25 protein-coding genes and 1 pseudogene are annotated in these 25,503 nt (G+C 33.5%); 24 read left to right on the forward strand and 2 right to left on the reverse strand.

What is annotated here, in order from left to right:
- The first annotated feature begins 7 nt into the window (after positions 1–7).
- Together MKZ17_RS10815 and MKZ17_RS10820 are read left to right on the forward strand one after the other, a co-directional pair.
- Positions 8–574, forward strand: coding sequence for a 5' nucleotidase, NT5C type (locus tag MKZ17_RS10815; protein ID WP_340723745.1), 567 nt, complete (start codon positions 8–10; stop codon positions 572–574).
- A 129-nt stretch (positions 575–703) separates the two neighbouring features.
- The gene (locus tag MKZ17_RS10820; protein WP_340723746.1) at positions 704–1,291 is read left to right on the forward strand and encodes a transcriptional regulator; all 588 of its coding nucleotides are present in this window, start codon (positions 704–706) and stop codon (positions 1,289–1,291) included.
- A 50-nt stretch (positions 1,292–1,341) separates the two neighbouring features.
- Here the strand turns inward: MKZ17_RS10820 and MKZ17_RS10825 are convergent, their stop codons facing one another.
- Complete coding sequence (locus MKZ17_RS10825; RefSeq protein ID WP_340725541.1) at positions 1,342–1,704, reverse strand: nucleotide excision repair endonuclease; 363 nt, start codon at positions 1,702–1,704, stop codon at positions 1,342–1,344.
- A 393-nt stretch (positions 1,705–2,097) separates the two neighbouring features.
- Here MKZ17_RS10825 and MKZ17_RS10830 point away from each other — a divergent pair, with 393 nt between their 5' ends.
- Positions 2,098–2,970 (forward strand): DMT family transporter, encoded by an 873-nt coding sequence (locus tag MKZ17_RS10830; protein WP_340723747.1) that lies wholly within the window; start codon positions 2,098–2,100, stop codon positions 2,968–2,970.
- A gap of 239 nt (positions 2,971–3,209) precedes the next feature.
- Positions 3,210–3,950, forward strand: coding sequence for an alpha/beta fold hydrolase (locus tag MKZ17_RS10835; protein WP_340723748.1), 741 nt, complete (start codon positions 3,210–3,212; stop codon positions 3,948–3,950).
- A gap of 91 nt (positions 3,951–4,041) precedes the next feature.
- On the opposite strand, the gene MKZ17_RS10840 is transcribed toward MKZ17_RS10835, so the two are convergent.
- Complete coding sequence (locus MKZ17_RS10840) at positions 4,042–4,881, reverse strand: TetR/AcrR family transcriptional regulator (protein ID WP_340723749.1); 840 nt, start codon at positions 4,879–4,881, stop codon at positions 4,042–4,044.
- A 93-nt stretch (positions 4,882–4,974) separates the two neighbouring features.
- Here MKZ17_RS10840 and MKZ17_RS10845 point away from each other — a divergent pair, with 93 nt between their 5' ends.
- From MKZ17_RS10845 to MKZ17_RS10935, 20 genes and pseudogenes are all read left to right on the forward strand, one after another.
- Entirely contained in the window at positions 4,975–8,061 is a 3,087-nt protein-coding gene (locus MKZ17_RS10845; RefSeq protein ID WP_340723750.1) for an efflux RND transporter permease subunit, read from the forward strand.
- A 134-nt stretch (positions 8,062–8,195) separates the two neighbouring features.
- Positions 8,196–8,765, forward strand: coding sequence for a D-glycero-alpha-D-manno-heptose-1,7-bisphosphate 7-phosphatase (locus MKZ17_RS10850; protein WP_340723751.1), 570 nt, complete (start codon positions 8,196–8,198; stop codon positions 8,763–8,765).
- Between the two features lie 322 nt (positions 8,766–9,087).
- Complete coding sequence (locus tag MKZ17_RS10855; protein ID WP_340723752.1) at positions 9,088–9,993, forward strand: NAD(P)/FAD-dependent oxidoreductase; 906 nt, start codon at positions 9,088–9,090, stop codon at positions 9,991–9,993.
- Positions 9,994–10,190: 197 nt separating this feature from the next.
- Complete coding sequence (locus MKZ17_RS10860) at positions 10,191–10,775, forward strand: helix-turn-helix domain-containing protein (RefSeq protein WP_340723753.1); 585 nt, start codon at positions 10,191–10,193, stop codon at positions 10,773–10,775.
- Between the two features lie 56 nt (positions 10,776–10,831).
- Positions 10,832–11,254 (forward strand): acyl-CoA thioesterase, encoded by a 423-nt coding sequence (locus MKZ17_RS10865; RefSeq protein WP_340723754.1) that lies wholly within the window; start codon positions 10,832–10,834, stop codon positions 11,252–11,254.
- 124 nt (positions 11,255–11,378) lie between these two features.
- Positions 11,379–15,131: an AAA domain-containing protein gene (locus tag MKZ17_RS10870; protein WP_340723755.1), complete on the forward strand. Its 3,753-nt coding sequence runs from the start codon at positions 11,379–11,381 to the stop codon at positions 15,129–15,131.
- A gap of 10 nt (positions 15,132–15,141) precedes the next feature.
- On the forward strand, positions 15,142–15,891 hold the full coding sequence (locus MKZ17_RS10875; protein WP_340723756.1) for a nucleoside-diphosphate sugar epimerase: 750 nt from the start codon (positions 15,142–15,144) through the stop codon (positions 15,889–15,891).
- Positions 15,892–16,111: 220 nt separating this feature from the next.
- A pseudogene (locus MKZ17_RS10880) lies at positions 16,112–16,393 on the forward strand (phage integrase N-terminal SAM-like domain-containing protein); the annotation flags it as partial.
- 18 nt (positions 16,394–16,411) lie between these two features.
- On the forward strand, positions 16,412–17,023 hold the full coding sequence (locus MKZ17_RS10885) for a tyrosine-type recombinase/integrase (RefSeq protein ID WP_340725542.1): 612 nt from the start codon (positions 16,412–16,414) through the stop codon (positions 17,021–17,023).
- A gap of 600 nt (positions 17,024–17,623) precedes the next feature.
- Complete coding sequence (locus MKZ17_RS10890) at positions 17,624–17,803, forward strand: hypothetical protein (protein ID WP_340723757.1); 180 nt, start codon at positions 17,624–17,626, stop codon at positions 17,801–17,803.
- A gap of 938 nt (positions 17,804–18,741) precedes the next feature.
- Positions 18,742–19,068 (forward strand): hypothetical protein, encoded by a 327-nt coding sequence (locus tag MKZ17_RS10895; protein ID WP_340723758.1) that lies wholly within the window; start codon positions 18,742–18,744, stop codon positions 19,066–19,068.
- Between the two features lie 12 nt (positions 19,069–19,080).
- Positions 19,081–20,388 (forward strand): hypothetical protein, encoded by a 1,308-nt coding sequence (locus MKZ17_RS10900; RefSeq protein ID WP_340723759.1) that lies wholly within the window; start codon positions 19,081–19,083, stop codon positions 20,386–20,388.
- A gap of 24 nt (positions 20,389–20,412) precedes the next feature.
- Positions 20,413–20,649: a hypothetical protein gene (locus MKZ17_RS10905; protein ID WP_340723760.1), complete on the forward strand. Its 237-nt coding sequence runs from the start codon at positions 20,413–20,415 to the stop codon at positions 20,647–20,649.
- A 21-nt stretch (positions 20,650–20,670) separates the two neighbouring features.
- Positions 20,671–21,093 carry a hypothetical protein gene (locus MKZ17_RS10910; RefSeq protein ID WP_340723761.1) on the forward strand — a complete coding sequence of 141 codons (423 nt, stop codon included), beginning with the start codon at positions 20,671–20,673 and terminating at the stop codon, positions 21,091–21,093.
- A gap of 76 nt (positions 21,094–21,169) precedes the next feature.
- Complete coding sequence (locus tag MKZ17_RS10915; protein ID WP_340723762.1) at positions 21,170–22,045, forward strand: SU10 major capsid protein; 876 nt, start codon at positions 21,170–21,172, stop codon at positions 22,043–22,045.
- Between the two features lie 83 nt (positions 22,046–22,128).
- Positions 22,129–22,275: a helix-turn-helix domain-containing protein gene (locus MKZ17_RS20605; protein ID WP_445326948.1), complete on the forward strand. Its 147-nt coding sequence runs from the start codon at positions 22,129–22,131 to the stop codon at positions 22,273–22,275.
- 178 nt (positions 22,276–22,453) lie between these two features.
- Positions 22,454–23,269 carry a hypothetical protein gene (locus MKZ17_RS10920; protein WP_340723763.1) on the forward strand — a complete coding sequence of 272 codons (816 nt, stop codon included), beginning with the start codon at positions 22,454–22,456 and terminating at the stop codon, positions 23,267–23,269.
- A 3-nt stretch (positions 23,270–23,272) separates the two neighbouring features.
- The gene (locus MKZ17_RS10925) at positions 23,273–23,449 is read left to right on the forward strand and encodes a hypothetical protein (RefSeq protein WP_340723764.1); all 177 of its coding nucleotides are present in this window, start codon (positions 23,273–23,275) and stop codon (positions 23,447–23,449) included.
- Between the two features lie 348 nt (positions 23,450–23,797).
- A complete protein-coding gene (locus MKZ17_RS10930; RefSeq protein ID WP_340723765.1) occupies positions 23,798–25,027 on the forward strand; it encodes a hypothetical protein in 1,230 nt (409 codons plus the stop codon).
- Between the two features lie 62 nt (positions 25,028–25,089).
- Positions 25,090–25,482: a hypothetical protein gene (locus tag MKZ17_RS10935; RefSeq protein WP_340723766.1), complete on the forward strand. Its 393-nt coding sequence runs from the start codon at positions 25,090–25,092 to the stop codon at positions 25,480–25,482.
- Positions 25,483–25,503: the final 21 nt, after the last annotated feature.

The raw sequence follows: 25,503 nt of genomic DNA on the forward strand, positions 1-25,503 counted from the left end.
GATTAACATGAAATTTGGTTTTGATATTGATGATACACTAATTGATTTACGTCGACACGCGTTTCATTTGTATAACAAGAAATTAGGGCAATCAGTAGGGATTGACGTATTTGAAGCGATTCTTACAGTTGAAATTCACGAGGCATTTGGTTTAACTGGTGAGCAAGGAAACCAAATGTGGAAAGATACTATGGAAGAGATCTATTTCACTGACTGCCCAAGCTACGAATACGCGAAGGAAGTACTAAATAAGCTTGCGGAAGAAGGACATGAAATTTACTATATTACTTCGCGTCCTAAAAAATTTTGTCAGCAGACGCGTGAATGGGTGAAAGCTCAAGGCTTCCCTGTAGTGGATGAGCGCTTTTACTGTGGTATGCAAGACCATGAAAAGATCGACATTATTAAAGATTTAGCACTGGATGTGTATGTAGATGATAAACCTGCTGTTTTAAATACTTTAGCAGATTCGAAAACAGTAGCGATTGTAAAAAATCAATCCTACAATCAACAGTTATCATTCCCAAGATTAGTGAATTGGCAACAATTTGAATCATTGTGGAAAACACCTTAATGCGAACACGGACATAGTGTGTTATTGTTAGATTAGCATAAATAATAGCAATAGTACGAACTCGAATTGACGGAACAATTGATTACACAAAAGTTACTGTCAATTCCTTTTACGTGTTGGAGGAAGACGATGACAAATCACTACGAAGCAAGTATTCATTATAATGGAATTATTTTATTAACTGCTTATTTACAGCGTCAATATGTTTATGAGACGGTACAAGTACGTTTAAACGGTGCAAGTGATGAGAACTTTAAAAAGGCGAAGGACATGCTAGACCGTACATATTCCATGCTTAAACTGTTTGAGGAAACAAAAAGCTTAATGGATGGACAAAAGGACAAATTAAAAGCATTTTCTAATGAAGTAACAATGATGATGCAAAATTATATTAAAGAAGAGCCTTCTTTTAATGAGCGATTAGCTGTTGTTGGCTCAACTTTGTATGCTGAACAAATGATGAACAACGGCATTATTCAGCTAGGTCATCTATTTAAGCAAAATGTTGGGAAAGATTTTGCTGCACGTACGAAATTTTACGCAGATCGTACAAAGGCAATTGATATTATTGTACATTTATTGGCAGAAGGAAAAGAAGTTGAGCCTAAAATGCTTGATCAAATCGATAAGTGGTATGATGGCATTGCAAAGCAAAAGATAAACATATTGCAAGATATGAAGAAAATTAATGAAATGTTAGATTATCAGCAAAAATAAAAAAAGGTTGTACTAACAATCAAATGCTAGTACAACCTATTCCATTTCAATTAACGTTCAAAAAATACTTTATCGATATTGTATTTTGATTTAAACATATTAATTGCATAAGTTTCGTAAATTTCACGTTCCATCGGGTCTTCGATTTCATACACTTCAATTTTGTGAATTTCATCACGGTGGTTTTTCATTGGAGAAACATTATCTTCGAAGTGTTTTTTAATTCGTTGACGAATTTTTCTAGCTTTACCAACGAATAATAGTTCATTTTTCTCGTTGTAGAAGAAGAAAATTCCTCCATTTTCACGTGTGATTTTGTGGAAGTCAATAAAACCAAAGTAAGGAGTAATTTCTACTTCTCCTGGTTTAATTACTTGTTCACGTTGACGAATTACTACGTCTGGTTTTGGCATTTCTATGTTGATCAAATTGTTCACGTCCCTAACTGTTTATAAAAGCTAATTCTACACGAATTTTAACAAAATTACCATTACAATTATTAAAACAAAGCAACATTTGCTCAACTATGAGAAAGTAGATTATATAGTTAAGTCTTAATTAACATATTATACGACACTATAGTGAGAAATTATACTAATTACACTTCGAACAAATCAATCAGTACCTAAATCAAATCTCCTCTTAATCCATCAAAAAAACCCTTTTCATCCAATTCTGTCAAATGAAACATACAAAATTTCATTAGTTTCTACATGCATTATCATTAATATGAAAATGTACTTCCTTTTTTATTGAATTTTGATTATTGTAACTTTAATGTAGATAGATAGAGAGAAGGAATGAACATGCAAAAGTATAAAGGTGAGATTTTAATGCTCATTACCGCAGTGATGTGGGGAAGTGGCTTCGTAGGAATGGCTATAGGTCTTGAGCATTGGACGGTTTTTCAATTGATGGCTGGTAGATTTTTATTAGCTTCAGCAATATTAACGATTATTTTTTATAAGAAACTAAAGCTAATTACAAAGTCTGTACTTTGGAAAGGCGCAGTACTTGGTGCAATTTTATTTACAGCGTTTGCATTACAAACAATGGGACTAGAATATACAACCCCTTCAAAAAATGCCTTCTTAACAGCAATCAATGTGATTATCGTTCCAATTATTGCTTATGTTATATATAAGCGTCGAATCGATCGATTTGAGTTTGTAGCAGCAGGTGTTGCGATTGTCGGAATTGGGTTTTTATCATTACAAGATTCTTTAACGATTAATATTGGGGATATGTTATCCATAATTTGTGCTGTCGCCTTTGCGTTTGATATTTTTTATACGAATGTTTTCGTTAAAACCGAGGATGCGTTAGCTTTAACGATTGTCCAATTTTATACATCTGCGATTTTAAGTGTCATTGCCGTATTAATTTTAGGGGAGATACCTACAACCGCATCAACACAAGGTATTGGCATTATCATTTATTTAGCAGTATTTTGTACAGCTGTTGCATATGTATGTCAAAATATTGGGATGCAGTATGCAAACCCAACAAAGTCTGCGATTATTTTATCAACAGAATCATTATTCGGTACTTTATTTTCCGTTATACTTCTAAACGAGTTATTAACTGGACGTATGATTGTTGGCTGTATATTAATCTTCTTCGCCATTCTTTTTGCAGAAGTAAAGCCAACGTTTAAACGGAAAAAATCATATATATAGTGCCAAATAGACAAATTACGATTACCGCCTCAATTATGAGGGAGATTGTATAACAAAGCACGTAAATTAAAATAAGGTTTGGACTAAAATCATCTCTCTTCAGAAATTTCTTAGTTGAGAGATGATTTTTTTGCTATGAATAAAAAATAAAAAGAGAGAGAAAACCAAACGTCGTAGGTTTACATAGGGGCGCTAAAAGGAAATAGTACAAGTAGTATTCATAAGGGGAGGACTGTTAAATGTTAAATTACACGCGAAAAGGCTCAGGTCAAGTATTAGTATTAATCCATGGTTTTTTAGGTGGGATTTCTATTTTCGATAAAATCATGGAACCACTACAAAAGCATTTTGATGTCATTGCTGTAGATTTACCAGGTCACGGCAGTAGCGACATTGAAGATGGTGATTACACGATGTACCGCTATGCGGAAGAAGTTGTTGATGTATTATTAAAAGAAGGTGTAGAAAAGGCCTATTGGGTCGGTCATTCGATGGGAGGCTATATTACACTTGCTGCGATTGAAAAGCAATATAGCCAAATTGAGAAGGCTGTTTTACTTTATTCATCTGATGCACCTGATACAGCAGAAGCCATTATAAAAAGAACGAGACAGCAAGAAGAAATTCAGGATACAAGTGTCGGTTCTTTTGTCGATGGTGTCATTCATAACTTTCTAGCACCTGACGCAAAAACGGAAGATATTCTGTTTGCAAAGGATGTTGCCTATGAAGCAAAGAAGGAAGGATTAATAGCTGCACTTGGAGCAATGAAGTCACGCCCTAATCAACGTGACCTAGTAGATCAAACTTCTACGCCCATTTTAGTAATTGAAGGTGAACAAGATAAAGCAGTCACACCAATTGAAACATCCAATAGTAATGTTATAAAAGTCTCAACAAATACTGGACATTTAGGTATGATTGAGGATCCAAAAAAGGTTATTAAAGAAATACTGGACTTCCTAAATCCGAATAAGTAATCCAGAACGAAGGGATAAATAAAGAAAGGCTCGCTACGCTTTTGGGTGCACTTCAATCCTCCATTAGCATAGCGAGCCTTTAAATTTGAAATCATTTAGTTACTTTTTTAGTACTCAATTGCTTTCGAATTAAGAACTTGATCCAATCGAATTTTTCGTTATTATTTAAATTTGATAAAAGACCTAGAATAATGGCTGTTCGTGGTTCTACTAACTTTAATTCCTCAATTAATAATAAAAGCGACTCTTTTTCAATGGTGCCATTTGTTTCATCAAGCATGCTCTGTAATTCATCTACATACTCTTGTAAAGGTTTTTGTTCGTACTTAGTGAATATAAATGCTGATTCTTCGAGAAAAATGAGCTGACTCTTTGTTGCGATAAGATCCGTCTTTTCAACTAAAGATTGTGATAATTTCACAATATCAAAAGGGTGTCTAACCTCAAAAATCCACGATAAATAACCTTGTATCATTCCATTAATAATCATTACTAAATCAAATTGCTTTCCTTTTATTTGATCACCATACACATCAAAAAGGATTTTAATAAGATTTTCATTCGACAGAGCAACAAAAAAATGAAGCTTTTCAATTAAATCATCACTTATAGCTGCCATCTTTTCCTTCATTAAAATTTCCGCAAAACTTGTATATTCCGACAAAATTGTAAAGGTTTGAACGTAGTAAGTCAGCAACTTGTCCTCCTTGTTAGGAGTTGCATTGACTGCTTGGTCAACTTTCATAATTATATTGTTCATAAAATGTTCAATAACTGATGTAACTAATTCTTCTTTTGATTTAAAAGATAAATAAAATGCACCTTTTGAAATACCACAATGGTCTGTAATTTGCTGTACAGAAGTCGCCTCGATTCCTCTTTCCGAAAACAATTGGACAGCAGAATCAATGATCAATTGTTTTTTTGTCATAATAATTAGGTGCTCCTTTCGTTTGACACGTGACCGAGTAGTCATTATTATAGAATGGTGATTAAATATAGTCAAGAAAGGTAAGGTGAAAGCGTGAACGGTTTAGTGAATTTCGTGTTGAAAAATAAGTTAGCGGTATGGTTATTAACGATAATCATTACGTTTTCTGGTATTTATTCGGCATCACGTATGAAAATGGAATCTATTCCTGACATCTCTATTCCTTTCCTTATCGTGATGGGTGTGTATCCTGGAGCTACACCGGAACAAGTAATGAATGACGTTTCCGTACCATACGAAAAGGCATTGGAAAGCCTAGAAGATGTTAAGGCCGTATATTCAACTTCGTCATCAAATGTTTCACAAGTTCAAGTGGAATATGAATATGGCGTAGATATGGATGAGAAAAAGAGAGATCTAGAAGCAGCATTAGATAATGTGGTAGTTCCTGAAGGTGTTCAAGAACCGTCAGTAATGGCGATAAGCATGAACATGATGCCTGTTATCGCACTATCGATTAGTAGTACAGAGGAGGATATCGTTGAATTAACGTCAACTGTTGAAGATCTAATCCTTCCAAAATTAAATAAAATTGATGGTGTTGCATCTGCAACAATTACAGGGCAACATATCGAGGAAGTATCATTTACATATGATACAGCTAAAATGGAATCACTTGGATTGACTGAAGATTCAGTGAAGCAAATGATTCAAGCTAGTGACCTAGCCGTTTCACTAGGATTATATGAGTTCGAAGATGGAGAGCAAGCCGTAGCTATAGATGGCAAGTTCAAAACGATGGATGACTTGAAGGAAATGTTAATTCCTGTTACTCCATCCGCAGAAAATCCAACACCATTCGTGAAATTAAGTGATATTGCTAAAATTGAAAAAGTGGGTAAAGTTCAATCTGTTTCACGTACCAATGGTGAAGACTCGATTTCAATTCAAGTCGTAAAAGGGCAAGATGCAAACACAGTTACAGTCGTAAACGCTGTAAAGGATTTAATTAAAGAAGAAGAGAAGGCAATCGATGGTCTTGCAATCGATATTTCTCTTGACCAAGGTAAACCAATTGAAGATTCAGTGTTTACTATGATTGAAAAAGCGGTATTCGGTGGATTAATTGCGATTTTAATTATCCTTTTATTCCTACGTGACTTTAAATCAACAATTATTTCGATCATATCAATTCCGGTTTCAATCTTCATGGCATTGCTATTATTAAACTGGATGGATATTACGTTAAATATTATGACACTAGGTGCCATTACGGTTGCCATTGGTCGTGTTATTGACGACTCGATCGTAGTAGTCGAAAACATTTACCGTCGTATGCATTTAAAAGAAGAAAAATTACAAGGTCGTGCATTAATTCGTGAAGCAACGATTGAAATGTTCAAGCCAATTTTATCTTCTACATTAGTAACAATCGCGGTATTCGCACCGTTAATCTTTGTTGGTGGTATGGTTGGCGAGTTATTCTTACCATTCGCCTTAACAATGTCATTTGCATTAATTGCATCATTAATCGTTGCGATTACAATCGTACCTGCACTTTCTCACTTCTTATTCCGTAAGAAAATTTACGGTGAAAAGTCAGCAAGTCAGCATAAAGAAGTTGGTAAATTAGCGATTCTGTATCGCAACTTCTTAGAAAAATGTTTAAATCATAAGTGGATTACGTCAATTATAGCCGTTCTTATGCTTGTTGGTTCATTAGCGTTAACGCCATTAATTGGCTTCAGCTTCATGGGTTCTCAAGAAGAAAAAGTAATGTATTTAACATATACACCTGAAACAGGCGAGTTAATTGATGACACATTAGCAAACATCGAAGTTGTTGAAAAAGAATTAATGAAACGTGACGATATTGATATTATTCAATTATCAGTGACGACTGAAGCTTCGTCAGATCCGTCAGCAATGATGATGGGTGGCGGTGCTGGTGGCGGTTTAATGTACTTAATCTTTGATCCAGAAATGGATAACTTCTCAGAAGCAAAAGAAGAAGTACTAGATTATGTGTTTAATATCGGTCAATCAGGCGAGTGGAAATCACAAGACTTCTCAATGGGTATGTCTTCAAATGAAGTAAGCTACACATTATACGGTGAAGACTTAGATGATTTACGTGAAGCCGTAGCACAAGTAGAATCAGCATTAAAGGATGTGAAAGGTTTAGAAGATGTTGAATCAAACGCATCTAACCCATATGTAGAGCACCGCTTAATTGTTGAACAACAAAATGTATTACAATACGGTTTAACTACTGCACAAATTTTAATGGCTTTACAATCAGATACTACGAAAGAAGTATTAACAAAAGTTGAAAGCGATGGCAATGACATTGAAGTTGTAGTTCAACGCGATGCAAGAACAAGCGCAGCAACAATTGATGAGTTACTTGAAACGCCAATTCAAACTGCTACGGGTCAAGCAATGAAAATTGCTGATTTAGTAGAGGTTGAGGAAGGTACGACATTAAATTCATTATCTCGTCAAAAAGGTGAGTACTTTGCAACAGTAACTGCTGCAATTACTGACAAAGATATTTCTAAAGCTACTACAACAGCGGACGAAAAAATTGCTGATATCGATTTACCAAAAGGTGTATCAACTGGTGTTGGCGGTGTTGCCGCAGATATGGCTGAAACATTCACACAACTTGGTGTAGCTATGTTAGCTGCAATTGCCATTGTATACTTCATCTTAGTTGTAACATTCGGTGAAGGTTTAGCACCATTTGCCATCCTATTCTCATTACCATTCGCAGTAATCGGTTCATGGGTTGGATTATGGGCAACGGGTCAAACAATTTCTGTATCCGTTATGATGGGCTTACTCATGTTAATAGGTATTGTCGTTACGAATGCGATTGTACTCGTCGACCGGATTATCCATATGGAACACGATGGTATGAACATGCGTGAGGCGATATTAGAAGCTGGGGCTACACGATTACGCCCAATCTTAATGACAGCCATCGCAACAATTGGTGCAATGATGCCAATGGCTTTCGGTGGTGCTGGTGGCGGTCTGATCTCTCAAGACCTAGCAATCACAGTAATCGGTGGGTTATTATCTTCTACATTATTAACATTAATTGTCGTTCCGATTGTCTATGAAGTATTATCGAAAATGCTGAAGAAAAATCGTAAAGATGTAAAAGACAACTAATTATTAAGTAAACGGCCTGTAGGATTCATTTCCTGCAGGCTTTTTGTTTATGGTAAAATTTGTATAGTTATTCCATTTGTTTTGTTACAATAAATTTAAAATAGACCTTAGGAGGATAGGGGCGATGATGTAGGATGAGAGCTGTGTTTATAGATAGGGATGGAACCATTGGGGGTACTGGTGGAGGAATTCATCCATTTGATTTTTCGTTGTATAACTTTGCACCCGCAGCTATTAAATCACTTAACGAAATTGGAGTAAAAGTATTTCTTTTTACAAACCAAACTAGAGTAGGTAGAGGCTATTTTACTGAAGCTGATTTATTAAAGGGCTTTAAAATGATGCAGAAAGAATTAGCAAAGCATTCCGCTTTTCTAGACGAGATTTACTACTGTCCACATAGTCCTGATGATAGATGTGAATGCCAAAAGCCGAATATCGGATTATTGTTAAAAGCTAGAGAAATGCATAATTTAAAACTTGAAGAATGTTATGTTGTTGGTGATACGGGTAGCTCGGATATGCTAGCTGCATACAAAGCAGGAGCAAAAAAGGTATTAGTAAAAACAGGTTGGGGAAAAGGTTCACTAACTAGATTTCGCCATGAATGGCAAGACGTTCAACCAGACTATATTGCAGAGAATCTTGTAACTGCAGTTGATTGGATAATAAATGATTTACATAAATATAAAATTCGAGTATAGTTTTTTACTATTTTTAACTATTGAATTTCATATGCAAATGATGCGTTAATCCAATAAAAGGATTAATGCTCTTTTTTGTTTTTCATTAAAAAAATATGAACACCTTGCCTATCAATGTATGATGGCTTATCCAAAAACATTTATTTTGTGGTGGAACCACTACTGAATAGGATCTCGATGTCTAGTTAAAAATAGAAAGCAGGTTCAAAAAAAGCTTGTTTATTTGAACGATTTAGATCCATGTATATAGATTCTCATGATTTCGGGTATAAGGAGTTTGTTACTGTTAAAACAGTAAAAGAAATGAATAAGGTGGTAAAAAATGAAAGTTTTTGATTGCACCGTAATAGGTGGAGGTCCATCTGGGCTAAGTGCTAGTTTAACTTTAGGGAGAGCTAGGAGAAAAATTGCATTATTTGACGATGGAACAAATCGAAATAGAGTGACACAGGAATCACATGGATTTCTCACTCGCGATGGGATAAATCCCCAACAATTTAAAGAATTAGGGTTAAAAGAATTAAAGAATTATCCTTCGGTATCCTATTTTAATACAACAATTACTGAAATAATCAAGGTTAAAGATCAGGATAGGTTTATTGTCAAAACGCCAAATGGTCAGGAATATATTACAGAAAAGATACTATTAGCCACAGGTATTCAAGAGATTTTTTCGATACCAACTATAAGAAATTATTACGGTAAAAGCCTATTTAGTTGCCCATATTGTGATGGCTGGGAACAAAGAGATAAACCGTTAGTTGTCATAGCAGAAAAAGAAGAGCATGTACTGCATTTGACAAAATTAGTTTATAACTGGTCGCAGGATATTGTCGTTTTAACAAATGGCATTCAATTATCGAAAGAAGGCATTGCAGAGTTACAAAAACGGAATATCCAAATAAAATCAGAGGCAATAAAGGCGTTGATCGGGTATGATGGGCTCCTTCAAAAAATTGAATTTGTGACAGGAGAAATACTTCATAGATCATGTGGGTTTGTTGCACCATCTTTTTATCGCCCCAATCACTTTGCAGAAAAACTAGGATGTGAAGTTAAAGAAAACGGAAAGGTGATTACAGATGGTGTCGGTAGAACGACACAGAAAAATATTTACATTGCGGGGGAAACAGAAAAGTCTAGACCAACTTCATTACTAATTTCTGCTGCGAAAGGAAATAAAGCTGCCGTTGCGGTTAATACGGATCTTACTATGGAACGCTTTTGATCGCGGAATAGTAATTTGTCACTCTTAACGATCGTTGTACCTTAGTCAAAAATGTCTGTATGAATCATAAAAATAAATAGCTGTTGAGAAACGCTTAGAGGAAAATTACTAAGCGTTTTTCTTTTAAACTCTACGAAGCGTTTGTTGTAAATAGTGCTTTTTCATTTTACTCTTAAACAAGAGTAGGAGGCGAGAAAATGGATAGTGAAAAAATAGGCCAGCTGATTTCTCAATTAAGAAAAGAAAAAGGATTAACTCAAAAGCAATTAGCCGATCAAATGTGTTTATCAGATCGGACTATTTCAAAATGGGAGCGTGGAATTGGGTGCCCTGATATTACATTATTAGCTCAGCTTTCAAACCACCTTGGAGTCAATATTGAAAACATTTTGGATGGCGAAATTGTAGAGAATGCATTTGTAGGAGGCAATATGAAAAAATCAACGTATTATGTATGTCCGAGCTGCTTAAATATCGGGCTATCAACAGGGAGTTTTATTATGTCATGTTGTGGTCGTAAGCTAGAACCACTTGAAGCAAAAAAGGCGATGGAAGAAGAACAGCTAAACGTCGAGGAAATTGATAAACAATGGTACATTTCAAGTCAACATCCAATGACAAAGGACCATTACATTTCGTTTGTTGCCTTTGCAACTGGCGATCAAATCCAGCTCGTAAAGCAATTTCCAGAATGGGCATTGCAAGTACACATTCCAAAGAAAAAGCATGGTCAATTACTATGGTTTGATACACAAAAAGGCTTGTATACTCAATATATTTAATAAAAGACATTACACCTCGATTATTTTAGCGCTATACTATACTAGAGGTGAAGATGATGTTTATTTCAGAAACAACAGTTGAAATTCGTTATGCAGAAACAGACCAAATGGGTGTTGTGTATCATGCTAACTATTTAGTATGGTGTGATATTGGACGCACAAAAATCGTTCAGGATTTAGGATTTAACTATGCTAAGCTTGAGGAAGATGGATATTTATCGCCAGTAATGGATTTCTCAATACAATACAAAGCCGCTATGCGTTACGGGCAAACAGCAACCGTACGTACGTGGATTGAGGAGCATACGAAGCTCCGCACTACATATGGCTATGAAATTTTACATGAGGACGGTACAGTTGCAGTAACAGCAACATCACAGCATATTTTAGTGAAAAAGGAAAATTTCCGTCCAGTAGCATTGAAAAAAATCAATCCTGAGTGGGATGCAAAATATATAGAGGTTGCAAAAATTCAATAGTGAAATTTCTAAGAATGCTAGGTAAACGAATAAACAACAACGTTTACCTAGCATTTTTTCTTTAATGCATCACCTTTTATTGATATAATAAAATTTATGACTAAAAAGAATTGGAGGTGTGTTCATGGCAATCAAAACAGCTGCACTAGCGCAAACGCGTTGTCACATATTACTTACAAATACCGCGCGTGAAGCATTAAAAGAGCATGTTTCAGATGAACACGCCTTTTTTAAATTACAGCAATATTTCTTTGTGGCCATTGAAAAGGTTTCATTAGAAGAGGAGCAAATGCATGTAACGCTTTATTTCGATAATGACAAGAATACGAAGCTGAAAGCAAAATTCGATGAGCGCGTTGTCATTATGGACTGTGTATTTGATAAAAAAAATGGACTAGTAGCAAAAAGCTTCCGAACACGTGGCAAAGGAACACCTGTAAAAACAAACCGACGTGCGATGATGCGTATACATTTTGTCCCTTCACGCATAAGTGGACATACGTATCAGGAACAGTTTATACAAATGATAGAAGATTTACCGATTGCCCAAGAACGCTTTGATTACGTAAACAAACGTATTTCAAGCTGGGAGGGTTACTTAAAAGTACTCAATAAAAATGCTGATATTGATGATATTCACGCACGCTATACAACGGTTACATACGATAGCGATTTTACTCATATGACGATGCGACTTTCGAATGTTGAAAATAAGCAATGGAAGCAACTTGAAGGATTAAGTGCAAGATTACATGGCTATGTACAAGAAATTGGTGATGTTGTAAAAGTGCGCCGAAATGAAAGCACAGTTGACATTGCATTAAAGCCATTTTATAGCCGATTAGCACGCAAAAATGAGCTACAATTCCAGTCCGAAGATGTAGAATTTTCAAATGCAGCAACGAAATCCCAATTAAAGCGATTGCTAAAGGGCTTTGAACGTTTAAAGGAAGGATTAGCTGCAAACACAAATTTAGAAACAATTTTATTTGAAGATAAACCAGTAATTGCAGAACGGAAAAATCACCTGTCAATCGATTTTCACAATCGACTTAATCCCTATCAGCAGCAGGCCGTACAAGGCGCAATGAATGCTGAGGATTTATACGTTATTCAAGGGCCCCCTGGGACAGGGAAAACAACGGTAATTTCAGAAATTTGCTACCAAAATGCAAAAGCAGGTCTTAAAACACTTGTGGCTTCGCAATCCAATTTAGCAGTAGATAATGCACTAAGCCGTTTATTATCAAATAAAGATATTCGAATATTACGCTATGGTCGTACAGAAAGCATTGAAGAAGAAGGCAAAAAATTCATCGAAGAAAATGTCGCTTCATATTGGCAAAAGCAAACGTATGATGCCATTGGCCATGAAATTTCCTTACACGCGCAAAAAGAAGCATTGTTAAACGAGGAAATTGCCTCTGCACAAAAGGAGATTGAAGCTTTAAACGAACAAAAAAAACAGCTTGAACAGCAAATTGAACAAAAGGAAGCAGCAAAGGCCGAGCTTCATGTATTAGTAGACAAGATTCAGACACTCAAAAAGGAACTGACAGCATGTAAAAAAGAGCTTGAGGAAAATGAGCGTACCCTTAATAAGTTAACAAACACTTACGATACAGTAAAAGGCGCTATTGAAACCTTTGAACAGCAATTAGCAACAATTGATACTACACAGACGCTATTAACTGAAAAAAAACAACTTCAAGAACAATTACTAACGTTACAGCAACTTATTCAGGAAAGTAAGAACCGGGCGGAAATGAAGCAAGTGGAAAGTCGCTTACAAGCAGCTTCACTTAAAATGAGCCGACTACAGGAATCATCCGAATATACGCATTTGACTGAAAAAATTGTCTCATTAAAAAAGGTTTATGAAATTGAACAATTTATGGCACAGTATGATATTCGCCGTAATTATGCGATGGATCGTTTACTTACAGCACTAGATCGTATTCAACCACAGATGGAGCAATATAAGCCAATTAAAGACGTGCGTGAACGATTAGAAAAAGCGCTAAAATACAGTGAAACAGCGCTTGGTATTCATGTAAAACCTGAGCAATTACCGATGAATCATAACTATTCTCTTGATGAGGTTCAAAACTTTTTAACGAAATTAAGTATGGCCTTCCGAGATCGTAAAGTGAATGTACAAAACGGTACGCGTTCAATCCAAGGCATACATCTACGTATGCAGTACATTGAGCAATTAAATGAAAAATATATGGATTCGATTCGTGAAACGGTCCTTATTTTTGAAAAATTAAAAGAAGAAATATTGACTCAGTTTAAAGAACAAAATAGTGAAAAAGCTCAGCAACTGGATCAGTTAAAGCAAGAAATTAATACGATAGAACAGCAGCAAAAAGCAATAAAGGCTGTTGTAAATGACGACTTACAAATTGAGCATACGATCGAAGAGCTACAACAACAAATTGCAACAAATGAATTACAACAAATCCAGGTCGAAACACAATTACAAAATCGTGAAAAATTAGAACAACAACTCAAGCAAAAATCAGAGGAATTTGCAGTATTAGCCGAGCAAATGACATTAGGACAAGCAACTATCGTTGAAAAATCGACCCTTTTCAAAGAAATTAATGCACAGGGCGTACAGCTTGAAAAACGTCGTGCTGAACTCGAACAACTAACAAAGCTAAATCCAGAAGCTGCCATTATTGAAGTAACAAAACACATTGAGGCTTGGAATGAGCAAATTACTGCGCTTCAAGTAAAAATTGAGCTTCTTCCCGTCACACAGGAACTTCAAAACGAGTGGCACGGTTTATTAGCTGAAGCGAATGAACATGACTTAGATGAAATCCGTAAGCTATATGTAAAGCATGCAAATGTGATTGGGACAACTTGTGTTGCATCTGCGAATAAAGAGTTTATGGACAACTATCCAACCTTTGATGTCGTTATTATAGACGAAGTGTCGAAGGCGACACCACCTGAGTTACTTTTACCGATGCTTAAAGGTGCCAAAATTATTTTAGTAGGAGATCATCACCAGCTGCCACCACTTGTCGGAGATGCAACCTTTGAAGAAACGCTTGAGCAAGTAGTGAAAGAAAGCACAACATTTGAACAGAAGCGAGAATTAGAAAAGCTACTAGAAGAGTCTTTATTCGAACGCCTATATAAAAATTTACCAGCTCAAAATAAAACGATGCTTGCATTACAGTACCGTATGCACGAAAACATTATGGCAACAATCCAACCTTTCTATGAAAACGAAACAGAACGGTTGCAATGTGGCTTAGAAGATTCGAATACACTGCGTGATCACTATTTGGAAACATCCAAAATTACACGGAAACACCATTTAATGTGGCTGGATATTCCGAATACCCGGGAATTTTTCGAGGAGCGGATGAAGGAAGGATCGAGCTTATTCAATACGGCTGAGCTTGAGCAAATTAAACAGCAACTTATCGAACTAAATGAAGCGGCATTCCGTGCAAAAGAACAAGGGCTTCTTGATGAAAGTAGTTTAAAATCGGTCGGTGTCATTTCGTTCTATGCAGAACAGGTGAAGCGTATTAATCGAATGATTGAACAAGAAATATCTGTCCCACACTTACACATTCGAACAGGCTCTGTCGATAAATTCCAAGGAATGGAGATGGACGTTATTATTGTAAGTATGGTACGTAATCATGACAATGAGCGTGGGGAAATTGGTTTTGCCAAAGATTATCGCCGTTTAAATGTTGCGCTTTCTCGAGCCCGGGAATTATTAATACTCATTGGCAGTACTGATATGTTTACAAAACGCCCAAAAAATGTACAAACAAAAACAATGTACCAGCATGTGCTGAATACAGTAAAATCTCAAAATGGCTATATTGCGGAAATCGTGTAAGGGGGAACGTATGGATTTACAAAGCTTACAACAACGACTTTTAAAAGAGCTTCAACAAGACCAAAATATCGAGCTTAAAAAATGCATGCACTTTTCCATCCCGATTCATACAATTGAAGTGAGCTACCATCCGATCATGCGAAGTGCGATGGATATATTAATGAAAATGATGCTGCTCTCCTTTCAGCGTGCAAAGCTTAAAAATGCCGAGCTATTAGCAGATATTTTGCTAGTCGAACCGTTATTTATTCACGATTTAACGAATAAGATGATTCGCTTAGGAATGATTGAAAAAGGGGACTATTATTCGTTAACATCAAAAGGAGAAGATCAATTACTAGCAGGCATTTTTGAAGAGGAATTAGAGCTTACATCAAACTTTTTACAATTTAGCCCACTTCATCAAGCTGTGTTAGAAGGGGATATTGAAGCATTCACGGAGCTAGAGGAATTTCCTGAAGAATTTCCATATATAGAATTAGAAGAAATTGAAGGCATAGAAGAATCCTTGCTTATCGAAAAGCTCCAACGATTAATAGGCGAAGAAAGCGATGAACAAGAAATTCCAACATTTATTACGAGTATTGCATCAACAGAATCGATACAAATAAATGACATTCCGATTCTCTGCTTTATTTTATATAATCAAAAACAGCAACTTCATTTTGTTCGCGTCTATAATACGTTAACAAATATATGGGACGAACAGCTAGAAGCGATTGTACACGAACATGAAAAAACATCGTGGGCACAATCTTAAAATCTTGTTTTTAGAATTATTGCAAAATTCACCTATTCATGTTACGATGAATAACAATTAAATAGTCTTATCACGAGAAACGCATACAAGTATTTTACAAACGTAGATATACCAACGGTTTGAGACACTTGATAAGATTATAACTAGTTTACAGATTATATATTATTAATAGTACACTTCTTGTTATCTATGAATTTAGATGATGAGAGGTGTATTTTTTATGCTCTTAAAGTTTGCATTTGATGATTTCATAGCAGATAGGAAATTTAACAACACGACTCAAGCAAATATTAATAGTTACAAGTACATGGTTAAACCGTTTATTGATTATTGCATTAATGAAGGTGTAATTAATGTTGAGGAAGTAACGCACAACCACTTTAAAAACTATCTGATGATATGTCAACAACAGAATAAGAAACCCAATACAATTAACACAATTATTCTACGTACTAAAGCCTTTTTTAATTATCTATTAGAAGAAGGAATCGTAAAGGAAAACGTTACTAGGAAACTTAAGATGCAGAAAGTAGACGTTAAGATAGATACGTTTACAGACAATCAGATTAATCAAATGTTGGCTTTCTATCGTGGTCAAAAGAAGAAACATCAATCCTATAGTAGTTACCGTAATTACTTAATCATCTTAGTGTTACTAGGGACAGGTATTCGTAGGAAAGAGTTAATTATGTTGAAGTGGGACGATGTAGACTTTAATAATCAGACACTTAACGTGTACGGTAAGAATCGTAAATATGAGACGGTATTTTTAACGGACAAGTTAACAAAAGAATTATTAGCATTTAAGGCTTTCTCAAATAATGCCTTTAAAGATGAAACTAATCATGTATTTGTCACTCATAAGAATATACCGTTCACAATCAATACGATTGACTACGTATTTAGAGAATTAAAAATGAAGATGAATTTTAAGAACATTCGAGTATCACCCCACACTTTTAGACATTCCTATTGTCACCGTTTAGTCATGAGTGGTACTTCTGCATTCGCTATACAGAAACTAATGCGACATGAAAACATTACTACAACTATGCGTTATGTGAATTTGTGGGGTAGCGAGTTAAAACAGGAAAATGACAAACATAATCCATTAAATAGTTTTGATTTTTAATTTAGACAACAAAAAAGAGGGTTAGCACTCACAATGCTTTCCCTCAATACTCTTTAGTGTCAACCATTACAACTAAATAGAGTCATTATATGCCTTTTATTCTACTTGAAAAAAATTAGAATGTCAAAGGTCTAGTTTCCTATTGTCTTTTTTAGATGACTCGTTGGTGGAAACCTAGTAACACCAATTAAAAATAAACTTGACAGGTTATAACCTTCCCATTGCAAACAAAGGTTTAGGACACATCAAATACGTTCCTTGTTTCGTAGTGTCTGAATGGTGAGAGCGACCAATATAAAGGCTAGGTAAGGAGTACAGGCTATCTACGGATAGGGTTATTGTAATCATGCATTTCGCACTTAATGGACTGTACTATTAAGAGATTACAAGAGTCGAAAGATTCCTACTAAAACAAGGCATACGAGAAACCTCAATCATAACTATGACGGTGTATGTGTAGTAACTTGTTATTTCAGTACTATTAATTTAGTTTTGAAATAGTAGGTTACAACTATGCGCCAATTTCCTAATACATGTTCCTATTCTGGTGTAAAAGTGGGTTCGTTTGTCAAGTATTATTTTAGGATTGGAGAGAAATAAATGAGTAAACTACTACAATTAATAGAAGTTAGAAAGATTGTAACTATATTATTTGCTATTGTATTTGCCTACATGTCTATTACAGGAATGTTAGACGTACAAAATGTAATTGTAATACTTACTATGGTATTTGCGTATTACTTTAATAAAGGTGATAATACGGAGCAAAATAAGAAATAGACAGTATTATTTAAAAAATAAGACGGTTCTAAAAGTTATTTTGACCAGTCATACCAAGTGTTCGCGAGATTCTCTTATTTTTTGATATTTAAAATGTAAATTAAGTTCAATTGATTCTGTAAAGTAACTAATCAAATAACGTTAATTATTATCAAGGGAAATGGATAGCGTCTAAAGGAGACAGTATGAAGGGTCATAGTATAGAAAGTTATAATTCACTAGAGTCTCTAGTGAAATTCTTTTGTATTTTTTCAGACTTAAAAATAAGAAGGTGTGAAAATAAATAAACTACCGCTTTAGAAAGTAATAAATCACTAGAGCGAGTAGTGAATTTTATAAGTCTTTTTTCTAACATTAATCCATTTTATCGCTTCAAACGGTTAACAATCAATGAAAAAGATAATTAACATCAAGGGAGACAACTAAATAATGTAACGCTTTTAGAATTTTTAATTTGTTGATATATCAATGATTAGATGTTGTAGAATAAATAAGATTTAAAAATATCGTTGATATATCAACGTTTATAGGCTGATTTAGATAAAGGTCTACAAGGGAGACGATGAAAACGGTAGAAAAAGTTAAACCTTTAATCCTTTAGATACTGTAGTAGAATTTAATTGGATTTATTTGGTAAATTAAATTAAACGTCCATATTCCCAGTTAAATACTGACTTATTCTTAATGAACATCAAGGGCAATTGATGGTGTCTAAAGGCGACAAGGATAAATATGTTTAAAATTTGACAATAAAATTAAATAGAAATAGATAAAGCACCCAAACATGCCAATTGGGTGTTTTTATATTTTTATTCCTCTTTTGTTAGTATGTAAGGCTAACAAAATACATAGAAGGGTTAGCGTTGCCATCGTTAGCCCCTCTTTTCATTTCAATAATATGTTTAAAATTTAACAATAAAATATAAGGAGTGTTATGAATGACACAATTTACTCAACATGGTTACGACAAGGTACGTGATTATATTAAAAATACATTTAAGCACATTAGTATTGTAAATGATGCTACAGAAGTAACTAGAGTTTTAACAAATGATATTACAGTTGTAGGAAATGAGATTCAATACAAAGTAGTACTAGAAAATACAGGTGGTACTTTTACAGGTACTACGATTAATGGTGCTAATCTACATGAAGATATGTCTGATGCTACTCCTATTGCTACAGTAACATTTAGTAATTTTACATTTGAAGCAGTACAAGACACAATTACTATCACAATTAAAGTGCAAGTACCAATGAATTAAGGGGGTTAACTAATGCTAGGTAACGGTACTCAATCCAATCCTTTTATAATTCAAACCGTTGATGATTTTGAGCGTTTAAGGGTGAATCGTACTGCTTACTTTGAATTAGGTAACGATTTAGACTTTAATAATGCAAACATGTTGCCATTATCCTCTCCTACTGTTGGAGAACGTGGTGAATGGAAGTTTGATGGTAAAGGGTACACAATTAAGAATATTAATTTACAACAAGGTGCGTCAAATACAAGTATAGGTTTGTTTGGTTACTTATACATAGGTTCTAGTATTTCAAATTTAAACATAGAAAATATCAATTTATATGTACAAGGTATTACCATCGTAAGTGGTGGATTATTTGCGGGTACAATTATAGGTAAAGTCGATAACGTCAAGATTACAGGTTCTATTACTGTTAATGATTGTACTATTGGTCGTATCGGTGGTTTATGTGGTCAATTAATCGCAACTCAAGAGCGCGGTAAAGTATCTAACCTAAACACTGATATTGACATGGTATTTATTAATTCAACTAACTCTACTACACCAAATTTAGGTGGAGTATTCGCTCAATTAAATACAGATGCCAACAACACTAATGACTTCATCCACGACATTGTATCTGTTAACTCTTATGAGAATAGAAATTCATTCAATTATATAGTAGGTACTATTTACGGTGCTACTACTAACAACAGTTATACATTCAAAAATGTATATGGTAATACATCTAAGTTTCCTAACCAATTCCAGAACAATGTTTCATTTGTAAATGATACTACTATTTTAAATCCCCTCACATTAGATACTAACTATTGGACTCAATCCCCAAATAGTGTACCTCAACTTAAAGCATTTACACCTAAAGATTACAAAGAAGTATCTGTAGAAGTAGATGTAGCATTTAAGCCTGTTATCGTTGCCTATAATGGCTTTAAGAATAAAACAGGTGTATTTAATCCTGTTGAGTTTAGAAACGTTTCTACGCTATCAGAAAAGGCTTATAACACTATACGTGATATTGAAGTTATTCCGTTCAACTTAGATGTAACAGTTTCAAAAGTGAATAACGTAAATGCAGAAGGTACTGTTATATTGGGTGACATCCTAATAGATAAGCAAACAGAAAAAGACGTTTTAAGATTAATAGGATTAGATTTAAAGCGTTTAAATGTATCAGTGGAAGTATTATACCCTCAAATTGAAAATGCGGTTATACACGCTTATGTGTACTCACAAGAGCATTGTACTAATTTAACAACTAAGACGTGTACAACAAGCATTACTACGCTTCAAAATAGAACAACGTTAGGAGTTGAGTAAATGTTTAGTGAAGATACTATTCGATTGGTCGTAGAGTTTCGTAACTTTAATGGTCAATCTGTCCAACCTAATGACGTTAAACTTAAGGTCTATGATACAGAACAAGTATTAATAGAGACTATTATTGATATACAAACTGATAATGGTCGGTATTATTACGATTACATCGCACCACAACATGATTTTATATTCGAATTTAGCGGTGTAGTAGATAATAAACCAATTTTAGCAAGACAATTACAAAAGGTTAAATTTATTTAAGAGAAGAAAGGGAATGATTAAATGGAAGAAACAAAAGTAGAATCAACAGTAGAAACAGTTATTGAGGATGTAGTATCTGATGAGGAAACAACAGAAGTAACTGACATTACTGACGATACAACTAAGAAAATGGAAGAATTAGAAAAACAAGTTGCGGAACAAAATGTATTAATGGAAGAATTACAAAAGAAGGCAAAAGAAGCAGAAGAAACATCATTTAAGATGTTATTACAATCTGAAAATCTTACTGCTTTTGAAAAGTTGTTTACTGCTAAAGACAAACAGGAACAATTAGCAATTTTAAAACAAGGTATCAATGAAGTATTAGTAGCACATTCATATGTTCCTACTGATAAAGCCCAACAAGATGCTTACTCAAAAGCAATCGAAACAGGTGACGTTAATACCGCTATTCGTAACAAACTATCTAAATTATTTAAGTAATTAATCATCTACAAATGTAGGTGATTTTTTATATATTAAAAACTAAAAAACATACAAAAAAGGTGGAAAACTTATTATGACACAAATTCAATCAACTACTTACTTCACTCCAGCGGAACAAGTTTCATTATCTCAAGAATTAGCAATTTTAGGTGTGCAATCTACTCCGTTAACATCTCTATTACTTTCTAAAGGTAATGTGGAAAAAGCAATGGCAGTAGTACATTCATGGAGAGAACAAACTTTAGATACTACAGATGATATTTCATTTACAGAAGGTTCTGAAACTACTGTATTCCAAGCGTCTGTACGTCGTGAATTAAACAACATGTTACAAATCTTTAAGAAAGCAGTTTCTATTTCTGGTACTGCTCAAGCAATGAAAATTGATGAATTCCCATCTGAAATTAAAAATCGTCTATTAGAATTAAAAATCAACTTAGAGAAAACTCTTATCAACGGTTTAAAAGACGATGCATCTACTTCTGGTGTACGTAAAATGTCTGGTTTAATAGAATTCGCTGACGCTAACAATGCGGTAACAGGTCGTGTAAATGATGCGGGTCAATTACTAGTTTCTACGTTAGAAAAATTATGGAATAACAACTTAATTGATGGTGAGCAATATGTAATGGTTAATGCTCAAGCAAAACAAGCAATTGATGCTCAATTTGAATCTCAATACCGTTACATTGACAAAACTACTACTTTTGGTTTAGTTGTACGTGCTATCGAAACTAACTTCGGAATTGTTAACGTAGTATTATCTAAACATGTACCAGTAGATAAAGCAGTAGTATTTAACATCGAATATTTAGACTTAGTTGCTTTACGTGAAGCAACATTCGAACCACTTGCTAAAACAGGTGACTCTACTAAGGGTCAAGTTGTTGGTGAGTACTCTTTAAAAGTTGGTTCTCCAAAAGCAGTAGGCGTAATTACTTTCGCATAAGGGATTGACAATTGAGGGGATTAATTTCCCCTCTTATATTGTTATATGGGTAATATAAGGTGAATAAAACAGAACTATATTTAATGAGACGTACTAAAGGAATTACTTTAAAAGAACTATCGCAACATATGAATGTGTCAATTGCTTATATATCTTACTTTGAAAAAGGTAAACGTAACTTTGACTCAAATAAATTAACTAAATATTCAAACTATATCATTAAAAAATAAGAGAATAAGAAAGAGAGTGAGTGAATGATATTAAATTTAGTTTCCTATTTTCCATGACGTAATTACTAGTTAACGTAATTACAACTGACTAATTTATTACGTAGTCTTTATTTATATGGAAAAGTAGGATAAGAGGTATACACAAGGATTTAGGTAATTAGATTTATGTCTAATTATTATGATTAAACAATTAAAAGATAAATTCCCATCATGGACTAAAGAAAAACAAGAAAGTTACTACTTAAGCGGTACAGATGATTTAGATAGTTTAGCAACTATGTCAATATTAAATCAAGTATTCGGTTATGAACAAAACATGTATGTAACTAGAGATGGAATCTATATGCTTGATACGTCTATTAAAAACCATATTGGGGTGGATTTAGCGTGTTTAGGTGATAGATATACATATGATAACCATGTAACATTAAGAGATAATAAGAGTAAAAAGAATCCAAATAGCGCTAATATTAATAGTGTATTAGGTATTACTTCCATTAATTATCATCAAAAATGTGCATTTTCAACGTTGTTACAGGTTATGTCATTGTATGATATTCCATTACCATCTACTGATGAGGGGAAAATGTTTTTACTATCAATTGATTCAAGTCATTACGGACATTATGACAGTAAATATCAAGGTATTCATAATAACTACATAAGACAACTAGGTTATGACGAATTGATTAATATTATGAATAAATACACTAAAGAAGAAATATCAAGTATGCGTATGAATGAGTATTTAACGTTTAATAATGGTTATTTAACTTATGAAGAACCATACAAGTCACACGCTGAAAAGTTATTAGGATATGAATTAATTCTACCTACACAACAATTTAAACAAGTAGCCAAATTAGAAACTAATTATTCTGATTGTCCATTTCTAATTGGTGACGTTACACATGATAACATGATGTTTAGTTGTGCATTTACAGGACAATCAAAACTATCTTATACAAAATATAAACAAATCAGAGGAGAATGATTTATGAAATCAGATAATAAATTTTATTACGTGTATGACGTAAACTTAAGTAAGTACATTAAAAGTAACGGTATCAGTTACATTATTAAAGCACGTTCAATCATGGATAATCGTATTTTTACTATGTATGAGCGTACAGATGAATTAATGAATTTGATTAAAACATGGGGTAACTCATGATAAATATAAAAGATAAAAAGATTAAGATATACTAACGCACATACTAGCGTATGTTTGTTGCATCCTTATTTTTTACTAGCGTAAAAAAACGTATGGACATTGATATTTCTTTTTCCTTTTAAATCATATTCGAGATTGGGGGAGTTTGAGGGGGATTATCTCAAAGGAACATAATTTTAATTATGTGACTAATCCCCTTCATAAACCCAATTAGAGAATATAATGATTGACATTAGAAGGAAAATAAATTATAATAAAATTTACCCTATATTCATATATATAATATGTTTTATATAATACATACAATTCTAGGGTAAATTTTAAAACAATAAAAAAGGAGAGTTACTTATGAGAGAAATAACGTTAAATGAAAAAGAACTAATCGAATTAACTGTAAAATACGGTTATAACGGTAAGGAACTAGAGAACAAGCACTTTATAGAAAAGGGTTATCTTAAGAAAAATGTAGGCTACGACTCATTCATGAAGAAAGTTAATAGTATTTGTGAGAGTGTAACTAAGCAACGTAAAAAGAAAGGTGAATTACACCCTACTTATACATTAATTGGACTTAAGGACGTAGCCGATGAAATAAAGGATAATCGTAAATTTAATGGTATAGATGATGCACACATTAAAATGAGTAAATATTTCTTCAATCAATTACTTAATGTAAATGAATCCAATCATACTTTTACTAAATGGGGTAGTCTTTGTAGTGGAGTACATACTTTTAATATTAATTACAATAATGTAAATGATTTATTTAGTAAGATGTATTTCGGGCAAGATACTCAATTTATTATGAATCACTTTAAATCGTATATCAATAACCGTAACAAGTCTTACGCTAAAGTATCAATTAAACTATTAGAAAACGAAAATAAGATTAAAACTAAAGAAACTTATACATGTGAAACGATTGATAATAAAATAATTAATTCAAATGTACATATTTATAATGATTTTAATTCTAAATTAAGGTCTATCGTAGAGAGTCATGGATACACTCTATTTAATTACTCTTATTCTTTATCTGACAATAAACAATTAAGTAGTAGTATTGAGAAATTGAAGCAAACAATGGGTATAAATAAAATATGGAAGTCTATTTCAATAGAAATAATTGACAATACACCATATAATATTGATTTTGATTTTAATGAATTGTATTGGTCTAAGACCATTGATAATGTAAAAGAGTTAAAAGGTAATAAATTATTATCATTTTCTGATAAATTTAAAGTATTTAACTTCTTGAGCATGATTGATAACTTCTATTATTCTACACATAGTCTTAAATCGACTGTAAATGCTCTAAAACCGTCCATTAATGAAATACGCACTTTACTAGCAAAAAGAGAATCAAAAGGCTTTACGATGCCTATAGAGTGGAATACACTCAAATATGATTGGTTAGATGTAGAAGGAACAGTTAAATTAAATAATATCGAAGTAAAATATAGTAATGATTATGAAATTATAACTAAAGAATCAGAAAACTTTAAACCTAACTATGAGTATGCAGATAAAAATGATGATGTAATTGTCATGGATGAATGTTTACCGTGGAGTTAATTAAGGGAGTCAGATAATTGACTCTCTTTTTATTATGAGAAAAATAAGGAGACGATTAAAATATGAGTATTTATGAAGCATTGAATAATGTGTCATGGAAGAAGAAGGAGTATTTTCTATGGAAACATGACTTATTTGTGTTTAAAGATAAACCTAGTGAGGAGGAATTGTGTAAAAAGATAAATTCTAAATCATTATCACATATGGTTAAATGGGAAAAGAGCGCTGAATATTTGTCGCTAGTTAACGTATACATTGAATCTCAATCTGGTAAGGATTTAGAGGATATTTATGCAATTGTGAAAGAAAAAGCATTAACAGGTGATGAAAAGTCTATTAAGTTGCTTATGGATATTCAAAAGCAGTCTAGGGAATTTAATAAAAGTGTTATTTTATCACAAAAAAACAACGAAAAAGAGCAAGAAAAAGATAAATATAGTGAGTTAGAATTGTAATGAACGATAAACTACAAAAAG

Source organism: Solibacillus sp. FSL R7-0682, from assembly GCF_038005985.1.
In the GTDB taxonomy this organism is placed as follows: domain Bacteria; phylum Bacillota; class Bacilli; order Bacillales_A; family Planococcaceae; genus Solibacillus.